This window comes from Enterococcus sp. DIV0755b (genome assembly GCF_051713765.1).
Lineage (GTDB): Bacteria > Bacillota > Bacilli > Lactobacillales > Enterococcaceae > Enterococcus_C > Enterococcus_C canintestini.
Map to the genome: position 1 here is coordinate 103,573 of NZ_JBIOQN010000001.1, position 18,368 is coordinate 121,940.

At 36.5% G+C, this 18,368-nt stretch carries 19 protein-coding genes; 8 read left to right on the forward strand and 11 right to left on the reverse strand.

The window, feature by feature from the left end; genetic code table 11:
* Nucleotides 1-176 precede the first annotated feature (176 nt).
* A complete protein-coding gene (locus IGI65_RS00585; RefSeq protein WP_438772917.1) occupies nucleotides 177-782 on the reverse strand; it encodes a 50S ribosomal protein L25/general stress protein Ctc in 606 nt (201 codons plus the stop codon).
* A gap of 308 nt (nucleotides 783-1,090) precedes the next feature.
* Here IGI65_RS00585 and IGI65_RS00590 point away from each other — a divergent pair, with 308 nt between their 5' ends.
* The 3 genes from IGI65_RS00590 to udk are packed head-to-tail and all read left to right on the forward strand — an operon-like array spanning nucleotide 1,091 to nucleotide 3,214.
* Nucleotides 1,091-1,813, forward strand: a complete 723-nt coding sequence (locus IGI65_RS00590) for a 16S rRNA pseudouridine(516) synthase (RefSeq protein WP_438772918.1) — start codon at nucleotides 1,091-1,093, stop codon at nucleotides 1,811-1,813.
* A gap of 14 nt (nucleotides 1,814-1,827) precedes the next feature.
* Nucleotides 1,828-2,532 carry a YjjG family noncanonical pyrimidine nucleotidase gene (locus IGI65_RS00595; RefSeq protein WP_438772919.1) on the forward strand — a complete coding sequence of 235 codons (705 nt, stop codon included), beginning with the start codon at nucleotides 1,828-1,830 and terminating at the stop codon, nucleotides 2,530-2,532.
* Nucleotides 2,533-2,590: 58 nt separating this feature from the next.
* The gene (udk, locus tag IGI65_RS00600; RefSeq protein WP_071864330.1) at nucleotides 2,591-3,214 is read left to right on the forward strand and encodes a uridine kinase; all 624 of its coding nucleotides are present in this window, start codon (nucleotides 2,591-2,593) and stop codon (nucleotides 3,212-3,214) included.
* Between the two features lie 220 nt (nucleotides 3,215-3,434).
* On the opposite strand, the gene IGI65_RS00605 is transcribed toward udk, so the two are convergent.
* From IGI65_RS00605 to IGI65_RS00625, 5 genes are all read right to left on the reverse strand, one after another.
* Complete coding sequence (locus tag IGI65_RS00605) at nucleotides 3,435-4,823, reverse strand: oxaloacetate decarboxylase subunit alpha (RefSeq protein ID WP_438772920.1); 1,389 nt, start codon at nucleotides 4,821-4,823, stop codon at nucleotides 3,435-3,437.
* Between the two features lie 23 nt (nucleotides 4,824-4,846).
* The gene (locus IGI65_RS00610) at nucleotides 4,847-5,257 is read right to left on the reverse strand and encodes an acetyl-CoA carboxylase biotin carboxyl carrier protein subunit (protein WP_438772921.1); all 411 of its coding nucleotides are present in this window, start codon (nucleotides 5,255-5,257) and stop codon (nucleotides 4,847-4,849) included.
* A gap of 12 nt (nucleotides 5,258-5,269) precedes the next feature.
* Nucleotides 5,270-5,608, reverse strand: coding sequence for a hypothetical protein (locus IGI65_RS00615; RefSeq protein ID WP_438772922.1), 339 nt, complete (start codon nucleotides 5,606-5,608; stop codon nucleotides 5,270-5,272).
* A 155-nt stretch (nucleotides 5,609-5,763) separates the two neighbouring features.
* Nucleotides 5,764-6,027, reverse strand: a complete 264-nt coding sequence (locus tag IGI65_RS00620) for a GlsB/YeaQ/YmgE family stress response membrane protein (protein WP_438772923.1) — start codon at nucleotides 6,025-6,027, stop codon at nucleotides 5,764-5,766.
* Nucleotides 6,028-6,133: 106 nt separating this feature from the next.
* Nucleotides 6,134-7,105 (reverse strand): helix-turn-helix domain-containing protein, encoded by a 972-nt coding sequence (locus tag IGI65_RS00625; RefSeq protein ID WP_438772924.1) that lies wholly within the window; start codon nucleotides 7,103-7,105, stop codon nucleotides 6,134-6,136.
* 256 nt (nucleotides 7,106-7,361) lie between these two features.
* On the opposite strand from IGI65_RS00625, the gene IGI65_RS00630 reads away from it, so the two are divergent.
* From IGI65_RS00630 to IGI65_RS00640, 3 genes are all read left to right on the forward strand, one after another.
* On the forward strand, nucleotides 7,362-7,565 hold the full coding sequence (locus IGI65_RS00630) for a hypothetical protein (protein WP_438772925.1): 204 nt from the start codon (nucleotides 7,362-7,364) through the stop codon (nucleotides 7,563-7,565).
* Between the two features lie 41 nt (nucleotides 7,566-7,606).
* Nucleotides 7,607-8,647, forward strand: coding sequence for an MATE family efflux transporter (locus IGI65_RS00635; RefSeq protein WP_438774395.1), 1,041 nt, complete (start codon nucleotides 7,607-7,609; stop codon nucleotides 8,645-8,647).
* Nucleotides 8,648-8,851: 204 nt separating this feature from the next.
* A complete protein-coding gene (locus tag IGI65_RS00640) occupies nucleotides 8,852-9,592 on the forward strand; it encodes a class I SAM-dependent methyltransferase (RefSeq protein WP_438774396.1) in 741 nt (246 codons plus the stop codon).
* A 267-nt stretch (nucleotides 9,593-9,859) separates the two neighbouring features.
* Here the strand turns inward: IGI65_RS00640 and pnp are convergent, their stop codons facing one another.
* Both pnp and rpsO read right to left on the reverse strand, forming a co-directional pair.
* Nucleotides 9,860-11,983 (reverse strand): polyribonucleotide nucleotidyltransferase, encoded by a 2,124-nt coding sequence (pnp, locus tag IGI65_RS00645; RefSeq protein ID WP_071864323.1) that lies wholly within the window; start codon nucleotides 11,981-11,983, stop codon nucleotides 9,860-9,862.
* Nucleotides 11,984-12,159: 176 nt separating this feature from the next.
* A complete protein-coding gene (gene rpsO / locus IGI65_RS00650) occupies nucleotides 12,160-12,429 on the reverse strand; it encodes a 30S ribosomal protein S15 (RefSeq protein ID WP_016173693.1) in 270 nt (89 codons plus the stop codon).
* A gap of 292 nt (nucleotides 12,430-12,721) precedes the next feature.
* On the opposite strand from rpsO, the gene IGI65_RS00655 reads away from it, so the two are divergent.
* Both IGI65_RS00655 and IGI65_RS00660 read left to right on the forward strand, forming a co-directional pair.
* Nucleotides 12,722-13,342 (forward strand): FMN-dependent NADH-azoreductase, encoded by a 621-nt coding sequence (locus IGI65_RS00655; RefSeq protein WP_438772926.1) that lies wholly within the window; start codon nucleotides 12,722-12,724, stop codon nucleotides 13,340-13,342.
* Nucleotides 13,343-13,467: 125 nt separating this feature from the next.
* On the forward strand, nucleotides 13,468-14,319 hold the full coding sequence (locus IGI65_RS00660) for a MurR/RpiR family transcriptional regulator (protein WP_071864321.1): 852 nt from the start codon (nucleotides 13,468-13,470) through the stop codon (nucleotides 14,317-14,319).
* A 95-nt stretch (nucleotides 14,320-14,414) separates the two neighbouring features.
* Here IGI65_RS00660 and IGI65_RS00665 read toward each other — a convergent pair whose 3' ends face one another.
* From IGI65_RS00665 to IGI65_RS00675, 3 genes are all read right to left on the reverse strand, one after another.
* A complete protein-coding gene (locus tag IGI65_RS00665) occupies nucleotides 14,415-16,145 on the reverse strand; it encodes an ABC transporter permease/substrate binding protein (RefSeq protein ID WP_438772927.1) in 1,731 nt (576 codons plus the stop codon).
* Complete coding sequence (locus IGI65_RS00670) at nucleotides 16,138-17,340, reverse strand: quaternary amine ABC transporter ATP-binding protein (protein WP_438772928.1); 1,203 nt, start codon at nucleotides 17,338-17,340, stop codon at nucleotides 16,138-16,140. The genes IGI65_RS00665 and IGI65_RS00670 overlap by 8 nt, the downstream gene beginning before the upstream one ends.
* Before the next feature lie 253 nt (nucleotides 17,341-17,593).
* Nucleotides 17,594-18,232 carry a GntR family transcriptional regulator gene (locus tag IGI65_RS00675; protein WP_438772929.1) on the reverse strand — a complete coding sequence of 213 codons (639 nt, stop codon included), beginning with the start codon at nucleotides 18,230-18,232 and terminating at the stop codon, nucleotides 17,594-17,596.
* Nucleotides 18,233-18,368 lie beyond the last annotated feature (136 nt).

Here is an 18,368-nt window from a genome sequence, read left to right on the forward strand (position 1 = left end):
TCATACTTTAAATAAGTAAGAATGCAAAAAAATTGCACTTATAAAAAGAATTTATCAAAGCTTTTTTTAAATTCCCTAAAAATTTTTCTTGATAGACGAAGATCCACTAGTTTTTCTTATGGCTATAAAAAAAGCACCGCAATCAGCGGCGCTTTACTTACTTTACGTAATAAAAATTATTCAGCATCAGCTGGTTCAGCTGGTGCTTCCGTTTCTTCTTCTGGTTCTTCTGCTGCTTGCGCTTCACTAACAGCTACAATTTGTTCTTCAGGGTCTGTAACGATTGTAAAGTCTGCTTCTTTTGGTAAGTCAGCAACAGTTAAAGCATCTCCGATTTCAAGACCTGTAACATCTACTTCAATTCGTTCTGGTAATTTATCTGGTGTTGCAGAAACAAGCACGTTGTATAGTGTTTGTGTCAACACACCGCCAGCTTTGACACCTGCAGCTTCGCCGACAAGTAATATTTCAGCTTCCACTTCTGTTTCTTCTGTCATATTTACTGACAAGAATTCAACGTGAGTTAATTTTTTTGTAAAAGTATCTGATTGTGTGCCGCGGACAAGTGTGTTCACGTTTTTGCCGTCAATACTTAAAACGATAACAGCATTCGCGCCGTGTTCACGATAAATTTTTTCAAGAGCCGCCGCATCAACTGCAACAGGTGTGCTTTCAATTTGATAACCATTGACAATTGCCGGTACTTTTCCTTCGTGACGCAATTTGTTGCGTAGGGAACGGGGACGGATTGCTCTTTTTTCTACATTCAATTTTACTGCCATAACTAAATTCCTCCTAAATTTTGGCCGCATATGCGGTAATCTTTAAAAGCAAATTTGTTACTCAGCACATCAGTGTGGTGCGTATAAAAATACGCAAAAGGACAGTCGTATGCACAACTGTCCTGTCAAAGTCGGTTAAAACTTTCTCCACCAGGTCGTAACGCTGTGTGTATGAGAAACTTTATTTACTTTACTATTTAACCTTAGGCCTTATTTAAATTTAAGTCAAGGAAAGTGCTGTTTTGCTGTGAAATTATCTATTTTCCGCTATAATAGATAAGACTTTGCTACTGAATAAAGGAGTAAATATGCGTTTAGATAAATTAATTGAAGATAATTTGCATACAAGTCGCAAAGAAATGAAGCGCCTTTTTTTAAGCGGACAAGTCACAGTCGATGGGCGCAAAGAAACACAACAAAACAAAAACGTTGATAGTCGGATTCATAAAATTATAGTGGCCGGTAAAGAACTTTTCACTAATGAGGTTTATTATTTACTAGATAAACCAGCAGGTGTAGTAACGGCCAATAGCGATCAGAAACATCAGACCGTTTTTGATTGTTTAACTTTAAAAGATCAGCGTGTTGATTTATATGCTGTCGGGCGATTGGACCGTGATACTTCTGGATTATTACTTTTAACAAACAATGGACAACTCGGTTACGACTTGCTGCATCCAGAAAAAAAAGTAACAAAAGTATACGAAGCGTGGATTAATGAAATTGTCACCGCTAAAGATGTTGCTGCATTTCAAGCCGGAATTGTCTTTTTAGATGGCACTCGCTGTCAAGGTGCCCATTTAGAAATTTTAGCTACAAATAAAGAAAAAGGTCATAGCTTTGTCCGCCTAGCAATTCAAGAAGGTAAGTTTCATCAAGTTAAAAAAATGTTTTTGGCTTGTGGGAAAAAAGTTATCACTCTAAGAAGAGTTGCTATGAGGCCACTTTCTTTAGCTGAAAATTCGCAACCTGGTGATTATCATCTTCTAACCAAGAAGCAACTCACATTATTAAAACCATATTTTCGATAGAAAGAAGTTAAAAAATGAATTATTCTACATTATTATTTGATTTAGACGATACGTTACTGGATTTTAAAGCCTCAGAAGATCAAGCACTAAGAAAACTTTTCCACTACTTAAACGTGCCACTAACACCGGAAATAAAAGAATACTACTTAACGATGAACCATCAATTGTGGCGTAATTATGAACAAGGCAAATTAACGCGCCAAGAAGTGACGAATGGTCGCTTTGAAAAGTTATTTGCTGCTTTAGGTAAAACAGTTGATGGTCCACAACTTGACCAGAAGTATCGTGAGTATCTCACCCAAGGACATCAATTATTAGGCAATAGTCGCGCAATTATTGCCGATTTAGCGGCTAAAGCTGATTTGTATGTCGTGACCAATGGTGTTTCACAAACGCAATACAAACGGCTTAAAGAGGCGCAGTTACTTGATTATTTTAAAGATATTTTCGTTTCAGAAGATACCGGTTATCAAAAACCTATGCCAGAATATTTTGACTATGTTACAAACCGCATCCCCCATTTTGTCGCTAAAAAAGCCTTAGTCATTGGCGATTCGTTAACTTCTGATATTAAAGGGGCAAATAATGCAGGCTTAGACAGTGTCTGGCTGAATCCTGATGCCAAACAATTGCTACCAGATGTTAAACCTACTTATGAAGTAAAAGTTTTAGAACAACTCTATCCGATTTTAGGGACTACATTTAACGAAAAAGCATAGCATTTTCTGAAAAAATCTATATAATAGACCTAGTATAAAAAACGAAAGAGGTTTTCTCATGACAAAGAACAAGCCCATCATTATTGGTGTGACTGGTGGCTCTGGTAGTGGTAAAACGAGTGTTAGTCGGGCAATCTTCAATAACTTTCCCGATCATTCGATTATGATGCTAGAACAAGATTCTTATTACAAAGATCAAAGCAATTTAAGCTTTGATGAACGCTTAAATACCAATTACGATCATCCTTTTGCTTTTGATACGGATCTTTTAATTGAACATATTAAAAAATTAATGTGCTATGAAGCAATTGAAAAACCCGTTTATGATTACGTCGCTCATACGCGGAGCAAAGCTACAATTGTCCAAGAGCCAAAAGAAGTTATCATCTTAGAAGGAATTTTAATTTTAGAAGATGAACGCCTGCGCGATTTAATGGACATCAAAATTTATGTCGATACCGATGATGATATCCGAATTATCCGCCGCATTAAACGAGATATGGAAGAACGTGGTCGTACACTCGATTCAGTCATTGAACAATACCTATCTGTCGTTAAACCAATGTACCATCAATTTATTGAACCTACCAAACGCTATGCAGATATTATTGTGCCAGAAGGCGGCGAAAATCACGTTGCTGTCGATCTGATTACAACAAAAGTAGCAAGTTATTTGTCTTAAAAATCAATTATTAGCTGATTATTTAGATGTCTTTTTAGGCATCTTTTTTTGTTACATTGCACTAAAAAGATACTTATTAATTGGAATTTGGCTTTATTATAAAAAATTCTTCCTATAACTAAAAATCAGTCTGTTTACACTTTTATTTTCTATTGGGCTATTTTTCTTCAAAAAATAGACAGACCGCTTTCAGACTGTCTAACTACACTTTATTTTAGTATTATATTTCCAACTGAACAGAAACTTTTTGAAGGGGAACATCGTAAAATGGATCTTCTCGTCTTCCTAAGAAGTCTTTAGCTTGTTGCGGAAATACAGCATAACTCAATACATCTTCCATCGAATGCGCATATGCTTTAATTTCTGCTTCAAAGCCGGGTAGTTGTGGCGCTAAAAGATCAGCCGGCCGGATAGTAATTACTTTTTCTGTCCCAATAATTTTTTGCTTAATCTTCTCATCAATGGCAACGGGTGGTTTACCGTATAAGCCTTTCACATAGTCTTTAATCTCAGTCGGGACAAGTTTATACCGTTGACCACTGATTACATTCATTAGCGCTTGTGTTCCTACCATTTGCGATAGCGGTGTAACTAATGGTGGATAACCTAAATCAGCACGCACTTTTGGTACTTCGGCTAAAACATCATCGTATTTATCAGCTAGCCCTTGTTCACTTAATTGACTTAAAAGATTGGATAACATTCCGCCTGGCACTTTATACAGCAACGTTTTTGGCTCGACGTCTTTTACTTTAGGATTTAATTTGCCTTCATTTCTAAAACGGTCGCGAACCGGATTAAAGTGATCTGCAATTTTTTCTAATTTTAATTGATCTAATCCCGTTTCATAACCTAGGCCTGCTAGTGCGATTGCAACTGATTCTGTTGCGGGTTGACTAGTGCCACCTGCAAAAGAAGAAATCGCCGTATCAATAATATCTGCACCAGCCTCAGCAACTTTTAAGTAAGTCATTTCTGCAATCCCACTTGTAGCGTGAACGTGAACATCCACAGGTAAACTAATGACATCTTTAATCCGACTCACCAACTCAAAGCCAGTTTGCGGCACAAGCACCCCCGCCATATCTTTAATACAAATGGAGTCCGCGCCAAGATTTTCCATTTCTTTGGCTAAATTAACAAAATAATCCACCGTATGAAAATCACTCGTCGTATATGAAATGGCTGTTTGACAGTGTCCGCCTGCTTTTTTACAAGCTTCTATTGAGGTTTTTAAATTACGGGTATCGTTTAAGGCATCAAAAATGCGGACAATATCAATTCCGTTTTCGACAGATTTTTTAACAAATTCTGCGACAACATCATCTGCATAGTTTTTATAGCCTAGTAAATTTTGCCCCCGCAATAACATTTGTAACTTGGTATTTTTAATTTCTTTACGAATAGTGCGTAATCTTTCCCAAGGATCTTCATTTAAAAAGCGCAAACAGGCATCAAAAGTCGCCCCACCCCACATTTCTAAAGCGTAATAACCCGCCTCATCCATCGTTTTTAAGATTGGCACCATATCACTAGTCGGCATGCGCGTAGCGATTAAACTTTGCTGTCCATCTCGCAACACCGTTTCCATAAATTTGATCTTTGGCATCAAATATCCTCCTGACTAATTGGCTAATTAAAAGCAATAAGGGGATCACTAGCATTTACAATTGCCCCAACTTGCACAAAAATTTCAGCGACAGTACCATCTTTTGGCGCTACAATTTCATTTTCCATCTTCATCGCTTCTAAAATCATTACTGGTTGATTTGCTGTCACCGCATCTCCTTGGTTGACTAATAGTTTTAAAACAGTACCAGGCATTGGCGCAGTGAGTGTTTCACTATTTGCTGTTGCGATTGGCTGATTTACTGGTGCTGGCGGTGTATTTTCTGACACCGGCGCTTTTTTAGTCACATCAGATTGTACAGGCTCACTTACAGGTGCTACTGGCGGCGCTACTGGTCTTTGCTCTCCACCAATTTCCTCCATTTCGACTAAATATTCTTTACCATCAATTGAAATTTTAAACTTCCGTAACATAGTACCCCTCCACTATTTTCTTTGATATATTTTTTTTACCACAAACTGCGATTCTGGCTTCATCCCTGCGGCAATACTTGTTGCAATCACCGCGACTAACTCTGCCTCTTGATTTTTTTTACTAATTTTCTTCACGACAAAAGAACTTTCAGGCTGATCATTCGCTGCGATACTAGCCGCAACAACACTGATAAGTTCCTTATTTTCATCAGTCGGCAGATAAAAAGTAATTTCTTCCCATTGTTCTTTTTGTGCTTCAACAGTTTTGGGTACTGCTTTTTTTGAATCTTTCTCTTGATACGACTTTGTTTTATTTTTGTCTTTTAAAAAGAAACGATTCCAAAAACCCATCTAACCCCTCCTTTACCAAAATAAAAAAGATAAAAAAACTTAAAATTTAGAATAATTGCTCTTTTTAATTTTAACACACCAGTTTATAAAACGTTTACATTTGGTCGATTTACTCATAAAAAAAGTCACGTGCCAGACGTGACTAATACAAAATATTAATAAAAATCAAACTGACGAATTTTTTGTAAAAGGTACGAACAAATCCCCAGACAGATAACCGAACCTACCAAAGCTGGAATAATATAAAAGCCTCCAATTTTTGGACCCGTGGGACCTAAAAAAATTCTGCCTACCCAGCTGCCTAAAAAACCAATCATCATATAGCCTAAAAAACCGTTGCGCACATCTTTGCCATAAATCATTCCGGCAAGCAAACCTAAGAGGCTACCGACAATTAAAGACCAAAATAATTCCAGCATTTCGCCACCTACTTTCGTCATTTATCGCTTATATTTTATCATTATTTTTAAAACAATTATAATTTTATGCAACAAAAATAAGGCGGTTTAAACGAAATAAAATGATTTAGTTTACTTTTTTTAATACATAATCATAGCCATTCACAACATGTTTGTGCTTACGGGTAAATCTTGTATACTTATCCACACATTTTTGGCTGATTGATTCTAATAAAATAGCCTCGCTTAACTGTTTAGGCGGGCTGAAAAACTCTTCTATACTATCGCCGCAAAAAAGTTGTAAACATAAATGATAACGATAGATATCTTGGATTGTCGCTTCAGAGTAACTCTTTAATTGCGGTTCATCTGTAAATGTTACCCTGAATGTTTCATAGCATTTCGGTAGCCAAATTTCTTGACCGAGTAATTGCTGGAGCAAAAATTGAAACCCGCGTTCATCTAAGTGATAAGCAAGTTGCGGGGCACGACTATGTAAAATTTTCGATTCCATTTGACTGATAGTAAAACCAAAGTTGGCTCTAGTAGCGCTGATTTCTTTCATAAACGGTAATAAAACATCTTCTTTTTGATCTGGTAACTGCATTTTTTTTAATTGTAAAATCAAATATCGTTTTTGACTTTCAAGCCCCATGATACAATTTTGAAAATTATCATCTAGACGCAAATTAAAATTTTGCCACAGTGGTTTTAACCCTTCTAAACGACGCCAAATTGTTTTTCGAGCGACATAATGTTGCTGAGATAGCTGGGTAATGGTCACTAGTGGATCCATTAACTTTTGCCATAATAATTGAAACGTCAAACTTTGTGTTAAAAGCTGGTGCCAAAGTATTCTTTCACAAAAATGTTCGGTTAATTGTACTTGCACGCCTGTTTCACTTGGAACAAAAGCAATCCCGCTTTTTTTCTCATTTTCAATTTCTGACCACCATTCACATAAACGCTGAATCTTTTTAGCGGTAAACTGGCATTCATCTTGCAACTCTTCGTATGAAATAAACGTACTTTTTCTCCCTAACAAATAGATTCGCCAAAGCGTTCTTTCATCTTTTTCTAACAGACACTGATAAACCATTTTCTCACTCTCCTGATTTCTAAGTTACAAAAATCAAAGAAGCGATTTTTCCATAATTTTCTTGTTTGTTTGCGTGATTTGAAAAAATGAATCATTGCTAATTCTGATTGCGCTAAAATGAACAAATTGCTAAAATGAAACTAATCTTATATTTGCAAAATCGCCGGGTTTTGCCAACAAAAAAATGTTGAGAGTAACACTTTATCCCATAGGCCTTTGGAGGATAAAGTGCTGCTCTTTTTTTGGAGGAGTTTTAATGAAAGAAATTAAAGGCTATGTTACCCGCAGTGTTTTAAGTACTTTTGGTCTCTCTTTATATATTTTGGCCGATACATTTTTTATTGCCAATGGTGTCGGCACCTTAGGCCTTACTGCGTTAAATATTGCATTGCCTCTTTTTAATCTTTTAAATGGTCTGGGTTTACTTTTAGGTATGGGGGGGCCACCTTATTTGTTTTAAAAAAAGGAAAAACTTATTTTTCTGAGTTATTACTGACAGGAATTTTACTAGGAGTAGCCTTTACTTTTTTAGGCTTAACAGCTGTAAGACCTTTAGCGACTTTATTAGGCGCAAGTACGGCTACACTACATTTAACAAGTACTTATTTACGTTTTATCTTAGTGATGGCGCCCTTTTTTATCTGTAACAATCTAGTCTTAGCCTTTATTCGCAATGACAACAATCCTCAACTAGCGATGAAGGCGATGCTTTTTTCAAGTCTCTTTAATATTATTTTTGATTACATTTTTGTTTTCCCACTAAAAATGGGTATGGCAGGAGCCGCCTTAGCTACTGTATTATCGCCTGTTTTAAGTTTACTTATTCTAAGTAGTCATCGTAAAAAAGCCAATCGTCGTTTGGTTTTCAAATTTACAAAATTGAGGATTAAAACGATTACGCGTAGCGCACAATTGGGTCTTTCATCTTTTTTAACCGAAATGAGTACCGGCATTAGCATCTTAGTTTTCAATCAAGTTTTACTTTCTTTAAGTGGGGATATAGCCGTTGCAGCTTACGGTATTTTAGCCAATATCTTACTAGTTGCTTTGGCCTTATTTACCGGTGTCGCCCAAGGTGTGCAACCGCTAATTTCCCAAGCTACCGCCAATAAAGAGATGCAAAAAGTTTTTTATTATTTGCATTATGGCTTTAAAGTGAGTTTCACACTAGCTCTCCTGCTTTATCTGATTGTGCTAATTTTTAAAATTCCGATTGTCGCAATCTTTAATAGTGAAAACAATAGCGCTTTGGCAAAACTTGCCTTAAACGGCTTGCCACTTTATTTTTTAGCCCTATTTGGTGCTTGTTTTAATATTATTTTGAGTATCTTTTTTGCTGCAGTGGGCAAAGCAAAACAATCCTTTATCATTGCTTTGTTACGGGGATACCTATTGATTTTACCTTTTGTTATTTTGCTAGGGAAAACGTTTGACTTAACGGGCGTTTGGCTAAGTCTACCTTTAAGTGAAGGATTAACGTTAGTGATTGCTATTTTTTTATTTATCCAGCTCAAAAAATCTTATCAACTCAATGGAAATTAACGTCTTTTTCTCTCTTCAATTAAGCAATAAAATAAAAGCGTATTTCTTTTAATCGCAATGTTCAAACGATTTTTATCTAATCATTGATTTTTTAAAATTACATTTTCTGTGCTAGAATAATGATAAAAGATGGGAGTGGTGATGATGATTGCCCACAAAAGAGAAAATCTCCATGGCATTTCATAAAAAAATGACATGGAGGAAATAAAAATGAATACTATTTATGATAATGAAAATTTTTTTAACAAATATAGTCAAATGACACGTAGTCAAAAAGGACTCGCTGGTGCAGGTGAATGGCACACATTACAAAAATTGTTACCTGATTTTACGGATAAAACTGTTTTAGACCTCGGCTGTGGATACGGTTGGCATTGTCTTTACGCCGCTGAACATGGTGCAAAAGCTGTAACCGGTGTTGATTTATCTGAAAAAATGTTGGCTGTAGCCAAAGAAAAAACAGCAGGCTATTCGGTAAATTATTTACAAGCTGATATTGCCACGATTACTTTTCCAGTCGATACATTTGATGTTGTTCTCAGCTCACTAGCAATTCATTACGTAGCTGATTTTAAACGTTTAATTTTAAATATTAAACAGTATTTAAAAACTGATGGAATTCTTGTTTTTTCAGTGGAGCACCCCGCTTTTACCGCTGAAGGAAGTCAAGATTGGTACTATGATGAGAAGGGAAATATTTTACATTATCCTCTTGATAACTACTTTAACGAAGGATTAAGAGAAGCTAATTTCTTAGGCGAAAAAGTCACCAAGTATCACCGCACGCTAACGACTTATCTCAATACATTGTTAGAGAATGATTTTACCCTTTTAAACGTAGTGGAGCCAACGCCTGCAAAAGAACTACTGGCGCTACCGGAAATGAAAGAAGAACTTCGTCGCCCGATGATGTTAATTATTAAAGCGAAAAACAATTTACAATAACTACTAAAGGTATGACAAAAATCTTGTCATACCTTTTTTTAATAAACGGTGCTATAAAAGCAACTTTTGTTTAAACAAGCCGAAATTTCGGAAAAATTTAAGTATTACTTTTCTTAAATTTCCCTCTTATTGTTTGAATCTAGCCCTTTTTGTCAGCAGTCCTTTTTGTAAAAAAGCAAAGCAAACTGATAACCTTCTTTTGTCAAAATCAAATCCCTATTTTAGGTATAAAAAACCTCGTATCATTTTTGATACGAGGAAAATTGCTTATTTTGTTTCTTCTTTTTTATCGTCTTTTAATAAGGCTTTACGAGACAAATTAATCCGGCCTTGGCGATCGATTTCAGTTACTTTAACTAAAACTTCATCCCCTAATTTCACCACATCTTCCACGTTGTTCACGCGTTCGTTTGCAAGTTGTGAAATGTGAACTAAGCCATCTTTACCTTTGATTAAGTTAACAAATGCACCAAATTTTTCGATGCGGACTACTTTACCTAAGTAAACTTCGCCAACTTTTACTTCTTTAGTTAATTCTTCAATAATCTTAATTGCTTTTTGGATCATTTCAGCATCGGCAGAAGCAATCGAAACCTTACCTTCTTGATCGATATCAATTTTAACGCCTGTTTCTTCAATAATACCGTTAATGGTGTCGCCACCTTTACCAATAACCACTTTGATTTTTTCAGGGTCAATTTGAATCATTTCAATTTTCGGCGCATATTGACTTAATTCTTTACGTGGTTCAGCTAAAGTTGACGTTAATTCTGCTAAGATTTCAAAACGTGCTTTTTTCGCTTGGGCTAATGCTTCGCGCAAAATTTGTTCTGTAATCCCTTGAATTTTAATATCCATTTGTAGCGCTGTAATACCATCTTTTGTACCGGCAACTTTAAAGTCCATATCGCCTAAGTGGTCTTCTAAACCTTGGATATCTGTTAAAATTGTGTAGTTTTCACCATCAGAAACAAGTCCCATTGCAATCCCAGCTACTGGCGCTTTAATTGGTACACCGGCATCCATTAATGCCAAAGTACCTGCACAAATACTTGCTTGAGAAGAAGAACCATTTGATTCTAAAACTTCTGCTACTAAACGAATTGTATAAGGGAAGTCTGTTTCACTTGGAATTACTTGAGCTAAGGCACGCTCACCTAAAGCACCGTGACCGATTTCACGACGTCCTGGTGAACCAGCACGACCAGTCGAGCCAACAGAAAATTGCGGGAAATTGTAATGATGGATAAAACGTTTTGATTCTTCTACGCCTAAGCCATCAATAATTTGGTGTTCCCCTAAAGGTGCTAAAGTACAAGCAGATAACGCTTGTGTTTGGCCGCGAGTAAATAGACCTGAACCATGAACGCGTGGTAATAAACCAACTTCTGATGATAATTGTCTGATTTCGTCTAATTTACGACCATCCGGACGAATTTTATCAATCGTGATTAATTCTCTGACGACATCTTTTTCTAAGTCTTCAGCTACTTGTTTAATTTCTTTGGTAATTTGTACCAAATCTTCTGTTTCTACATTGGCAAATTTTTCCGCGTAAACTTCTTTGACTGTTTCTTTAACTTTTTCAATTTCATCTTCACGGGCTAGCTTTTCTTCTGTCATTACAGCTGTCTTCATTACACTGTAATAGCTATCGTAAATATCTTGTTTTAACTCTGGATCCACTTGTAAAAGTTTGACTTCCATTTTTTCTTTGCCGACAGCAGCAACAATTTCTTCTTGGAAAGCAACTAATTCTTTAATGGCTTCAAAACCAAATAGTAAAGCGCCTAACATATCGTCTTCTGAAACTTCTTTTGCCCCAGATTCAACCATGTTAATCGCATGTTTAGTACCTGCTACACTTAATTCAATATCCGTTTTTTCCGCTTGTTCGACCGTTGGATTTAAAACATATTCACCATCTACCCGACCAACTTCAACGCCTGCAATTGGACCGTCAAAAGGAATATCTGAAATAGATAATGCTAAAGATGAACCTAACATTGCTGCCATCGCTGGTGAACAGTCTTGTTCCACACTCATCACGATATTGGTTACTTGTACTTCATTACGGAAGCCTTCAGCAAACATCGGACGGATTGGACGGTCGATTAAACGAGCTGTTAAAGTAGCATCAGTAGAAGGACGTCCCTCACGTTTAATAAAACCACCTGGAATTTTACCAACTGCATACATTTTTTCTTCGTAGTTAATTGTTAATGGAAAAAAGTCTGTATCCTTGGCTTCTTTTGAAGCTACTGCTGCACTTAAGACAGCTGTGTCGCCATAACGGACTAAAACGGCACCGTTGGCTTGTTTAGCTAATTGACCGACTTCAACTTGTAAGGAACGACCGCCCCAAGTTGTTTTAAATACTTGTTTTGTCATAAATTCTCCTATCTCCTGTAGATAGTGGGCCGCTACTAAACAAATGAAAAATTTGAAATGGGTTCAAAACTTTCATTTGGTTAGTAGTTAGCCTTACCACTATCCCAGCATTTGTTTAATTTTTCATAGCAAAAAAGTGAGATTCAAGCTGAACCTCACTTTTAAGACGATAACGACTAACGACGCAATCCTAAAGCTTGGATCAATTCGCGGTAACGTTGTACGTCAGTTTTACGTAAGTAAGCTAACAAGTTACGACGATGACCAACTTTTTTCATCAAACCACGGTAAGAATGGTGGTCTTTTTTGTGGACGCGTGCGTGTTCATTCAAGTGGTTGATCTCTTCAGTCAACACAGCGATTTGCACTTCTGGAGAACCAGTATCGCCTTCGTGGCGTGCAAATTTTGTCATGATTTCGTTTTTACGTTCTTTTGAAATTGCCATGTTTTTTCACCTCACATTTTTATTCTCCCTGCGACTGAGTAAAGCGTTGGTGACTCGCCAAACCAAGTGACAGGTGGTGTGCAATACACACAGATTTACTTTACTTGATTTGAAGTAAAATTGCAAGTTCAACTGTTTTAAATTTAAATATAATTACTTAAAAATAAAAAAATTGGAAAATTATGGATGTAACCGTTATAATCATAACGTATGTTTTTTACGTACGTAAAATAGCAACTTTGTGAAAAACAAGGCAAAAAGATAAAAATGATTAAATTGGAGGAAATCAACTATGTCTACGTTACTCGCTGTTAAAGGCCACCCACTAGAAGCTAAAGATTCTCACGCGGTTCAATTATTGGAAGCTTTCTTAGCTGCCTATAAAGAAACAAATCCCACTGATGAAATTATCGTGGTCAATCCTTATGCTTCAGACTTCCCTGAAATTGATGCAGATATCACTTCTGGCTGGCACGCTTTAATAAAAGGCGCAGAATTTGCCGACTTATCTGAAAGCCAACAAAGTAAATTAGCTGCCTTTAACGGTTTAACTGAACAATTTGAAAAAGCAGATAAAATCGTCATCGCCAATCCACTCTGGAATTTAAGTATTCCTAGTCGTTTGAAAGCTTGGTTTGATACAATTTGTGTCGCTGGCAAAACTTTTAAATACACAGCAGAAGGCCCTGTTGGCTTAGTTACTGGTAAAAAGGCGCTCCATATTCAAGCTAGTGGTGGTTTTTATAACGGACAAGATTTTGCCGCGCAATATACGCGTCAAATGTTAAACTTTATTGGTATCACAGACTTTAATGAAATATTAGCTGAAGGGTTGGACTTTGACCCAACTAAAGTAGACGAAATTATGACTAAAGCCACTTCAGAAGTCGTCACTGCCGCTAAAAGTTTTTAAGCTTATGCAGTAAAACGACAGCTTTGTGCTGTCGTTTTTTTGTCGTCAAATCCGCTTATTTATAAACCGATATTTCTTCCCTAAGAAAATATGATTTCTGTTATAATAAGCTGGAGGTGATTGCAATGGCATTAATCAATCGAATTCAAGGAATGGAAAATGAACTATCCAAAGCGGAATTACGAATTTTTCGTTATATAAAAAGAAATATCGACAAAATCCCAACCATGACCGCCGAGCAAATTGCCAAAGGTTCTAAAACCAGCGCGCCGACTGTCGTCCGTTTTGCAAAAAAAGTCGGTGCTTCAAGTCTAACTGATTTCAAAATCCAAATTTCAGCCGAAAATCAGCCCAATAGCGCCAACCAAGAATATTCCGATGTGAAAAAAAACGAACCAATTGCATCGTTAAAAGAAAAATTATCTCAAAATGCGCAGTTAACATTACAAGAAACTACGCAAATTTTAAGTGATGAAAAATTATTAGCCGCCTTAAAATTATTGGAAACAAAAGAACGAATCTTTGTAGCCGGTGTGGGGGCTTCTCATTTAGTAGCTGAAGACATCAAACAAAAGTGGGACCGCATCGGTAAAAGTGTTTCGCTTGAAACAAACTACAATAGTCTATTACCCCAACTAATTAATACCAAAAAAGACGCCGTATTATGGCTGATTTCAAATTCTGGGGAAACGCCAGAAATCACTTACTTTGCTGATGTTGCGAAAGAATTAAAAATTCCAATTATTACTTTAACTCGTTTTGGAAACAATCGACTTTCAAAATTAGCAGATGTTTCACTCCAAGTTTCAAGACCACAAGAAGCTGACCAACGGAGTGCAGCTACTAATTCTTTAATCGCGCAATTTTTAGCTGTGGATATCCTATTTTATTCCTATATTAGTCGTAACCAAGAAAACGCTGAAAAGATTTATCAATCGCGTCAGATTATTAGGGACTTTCGGGCAAAGCACTTTTAAAATAATTTGAATTTTACACTTTAGATACGAACAACGAACTATTAAGAACTAAAAAATCGACGGCACGCAAGCTTGCGTACCGCCGATTTTTATTTTTATTTAACCCATTCATTTACTTTATCTGGATTATTTTTGACCCATTCTTTGGCAGCTTGGGCAGGATCTTTCCCATCATGTACTGCTAACATGACTTCTTCCATATCTTTTTGTTCCCAATGGAATTTATCTAAAATTTTATATGCTTCAGGCTGATCTTCTTTTAAGCCTTTACGAACCATCGTATTAATTGTTTCAGCACCACCCATTGTCCCTTTTGGATCGGCCAAATACTTCAAGTCATACTTTGCAAACATCCAGTGAGGTGACCAACCAGTGATAACGATTGGTTCTTTATTTTTAATAGCTTTTCCTAATGCCACTGTCATCGCACCAGAAGATGAGGATTCCACCGTCCAGTCTTTCAAATTAGGATAAGCAGCTTGGGTTTTATCCGCAGCTTTCATAACACCTGCACCAGGCTCAATCCCAATAATTTGTTTATTCGCTTGATCGCTTAAATCTTCTATTGAGTTCACATCCATATAACTTGGTACGACAATTCCAAGTTTTGCACCACTTAGATTTTCACCTAAGTTTTCCACTTGATTTTTATATTTCGCATATTGTGCTTGGTGCGTATGTGGTAACCAAGCGGCCACCATTCCATCTGTTTCACCATTGGCAACAGATTGCCACATTACTGTCATATCCAAAGGAGTTAATTTTACATCATAACCTTCTTCTTTTAAGACTTCAGCAATCACATTGGTTGAGGCAACTTCTGTATCCCATTCAACATAAGATAAATGAATAGTGCCTTTATTACTAGCATGACTCCCTGCAAAAGTAGAACCAAAAATTAAAGCCACAATTACAGCGACAACGCCACCTGTAATCCATTTTTGTTTTTTCTTAGCAGCTGGATCAAGATTTCTTTTACGATCTTTTTTAGGTGCATTTAATTTTTGCGTAAAGCGATCAATAATAATCGCTAAAATAACTAACGCTAAGCCATTTACAAAACCATTACCAACTTGCGCTTGTTGCAAGGCTGACAATACGCCGCGACCTAAACCAGGAGCTCCGATCATAGAAGCTGTGACCACCATTGATAAAGCTAACATCATCGTTTGGTTAATACCAGCCATAATCGTACCCTTAGCTAAAGGTAGTTCTAGTTTGAATAATTTTTGTTTACCAGTACCCCCAAAAGAATCAGAAGCCTCAACTAATTCACTTGGAATTTGTCGAATGCCCAAATTAGTCATACGCACTGTAGGTGGTAATGCAAAAATAACTGATGCAAATACCCCTGGTACCATACCAATTCCAAAGAAAGCAACGGCTGGAATCAAATAAACAAAAGCCGGCATGGTTTGCATAAAGTCTAAAATAGGGGACACAATTGTATTAGCTTTTTCACTTTTAGCCATTAAAATCCCCAATGGAATCCCGATCACAATCGAAACTAAACTAGCTAATAAAACTAGCGTAACTGTATTCATCAAATCATTCCACAGTCCTTGATTATAGATGAATAACAGTCCAAAGAAAGTCAAAATTGTTAAGCCAGGCTTTTTCTTTGATAAGAAAAAAGCAGCGATAGCTAATAAGACAATAAATAATAATGGTGGAATAAATAGTAATGTATTGGTAATCGTGTCCATAATCACTTGACCAATCGTTTGAACAAAACTAAATAGTCCTGAAAAAGTTTTCGTCAACCAATCAGTAAAATTTTCCACCCATTTTGCAACTGGAATTGCTTGTTGTAATAAATTATCCAACAAACTCCACCTCCTCATCTCCTGTTTCAGCTAATGCTTCAATCACACTTCCGCGAATAACGACTCCTAATAATTTGTCATTTTCATCTACTACCGCTAAAGGTGCTTCAGCGTCTTTAATCACGTCAAAAATATCTGTCACTAACATATCTTGGGGAATCTTCTTAACGTTTTTATCAATAACCTCTTTTAATGGTAATTGTTCTCTTCTTGCTTCTAGCGCTTTTAGAGCTGTCAAACTACCTTTTAATTGTCGCTTGCGATCAACAGCTAACAACATACTAACGCCTTCTTTACGCATGCGATTTAAAGCCACATTTGGTCCATCAGCTTCAATATTCATGGTAATGGCAGGTTCCATAATATTTTGCGCAGTTAGAACTTTCGAACGGTCCACATCTTCAACAAAATCCCGTACATATTGATTGGCTGGATTGGTTAAAATTTCTTCACCGGTACCAATTTGCATAATTTGTCCGTCTTTCATTAAAGCGATCCGATCGCCAATCCGCAACGCTTCATTTAAATCATGGGTAATGAAAATAATTGTTTTTTTGACATTTTCTTGTAAATCTAACAATTCATCTTGCATTTCGCGGCGAATAAGAGGGTCTAGCGCTGAAAAAGCTTCATCCATTAATAAAATTTCTGGATCATTTGCAAGGGCTCTAGCTAAACCTACCCGTTGTTGCATCCCACCAGAAAGTTGTTCGGGATATTGATCTTTAAATGCTAATAAACTGGAATTTTCCAAAGCTTGTTCTGCTCTTTTTCTGCGTTCTTCTTTTGAGACGCCCCGTATTTCTAAACCTAACTCTGTATTTTCTAAAATCGTGCGGTGTGGAAAGAGCGCAAAACTTTGAAAGACCATATTAATCTTGTTACGACGCACTTCTTGCAATGCTTCTTTATCCATCTTGGCAATATCTTGACCATCAATGTATATTTCACCACTGGTTGGATCAATCAGGCGATTCAATAGGCGAATTAATGTTGACTTCCCTGAACCAGAAAGTCCCATAATAACAAATATCTCGCCTTCATTCACTTCAAAGTTTGCATCATAAACACCAACTGTCGCACCGGTTTTTTCTAAAATTTCGGTTTTACTTTTATGCTCATTCATCATAGCTAGTGCTTGTTGTTGCTTTTTACCAAATATTTTTGTTAAGTGCTCTACTTTCACTTTAGCCATTTTGTTACCCCCTATTTAATTTTGCTGTTTTAAAAACTTAAAAACAGCTTTCCTTTAAAAGAAACAGCTCTTTTGTTTCTTTATTAGGATGGAAAATGCATCGTATGAAAACGATCATGAAAATTTCCCTCTCAAAAAAACTGACCACACTAGGTTAACACCATGTGGTCACTTAGTCAAAAAAGAAAAACCAGGAAGAAACGTGAATTCGTTTTCCTGGTTATAACACGTGCTATTTTCTCTTAAGGTTTTCTTAATATTTATCTTTTTCGGGATAAAAAAAGTTCATCATGCGCTGAAAAACCAACTCATCTCCCACAAAAAAAACTGTTTCCCCCGCTTCAAATTTCACATATGGACCAGGAGATAACAATAAACGATCTTCATGTTGGAGCGCTACAACTGTCGCGCCTGTTTCTTGCCAAATATTTAAATCTTTAATGGATTTATCTAGATGGTTGGCGGTGTGATCTAATTGTATTTCATAAGGTAAGAAAGGGGCAGTCTGTTGGATCCGTTTAGTTTGATTGACTAAAGTATCCAGTAGACCAGAAAAATTTTCCAATTCTTGTTGCTGGCGTTCTACACTACTTAAAATTTCACTTTTCAGCTCTTGAATAGAATGAACATCTTTATATTGGGCTAAGTAATTTTGTGCCTTTTCACGAGATGCGACATAAGCGCCACTTCCATGGCGAACATCCATGATGCCCAAATCAACTAAAACATTGATAGCTTTTCTTGCTGTTTCTGGCGAAACATTAAAATTACTCGCCAAAGTAGAACGCGCATGAATCTTTTCTCCTTCTTTATAGCGATTTTCTACAATTCGCTCAGCTATTTCAACTGCAATTTGTTGATAGCGCGGAATCGTTAATTTTTTGCCGGTCATTTTCTGACCTCCTTTTCATTTCAACCATCTGATTAGGTTTTACTATTTAAACATAACTTCTTGGCTTTTTCTTACTCTCACTTTCCCATTTTTTTTCAAATTCTACAAGCATTTTAGCAAAAATCTTAGCTCCTCT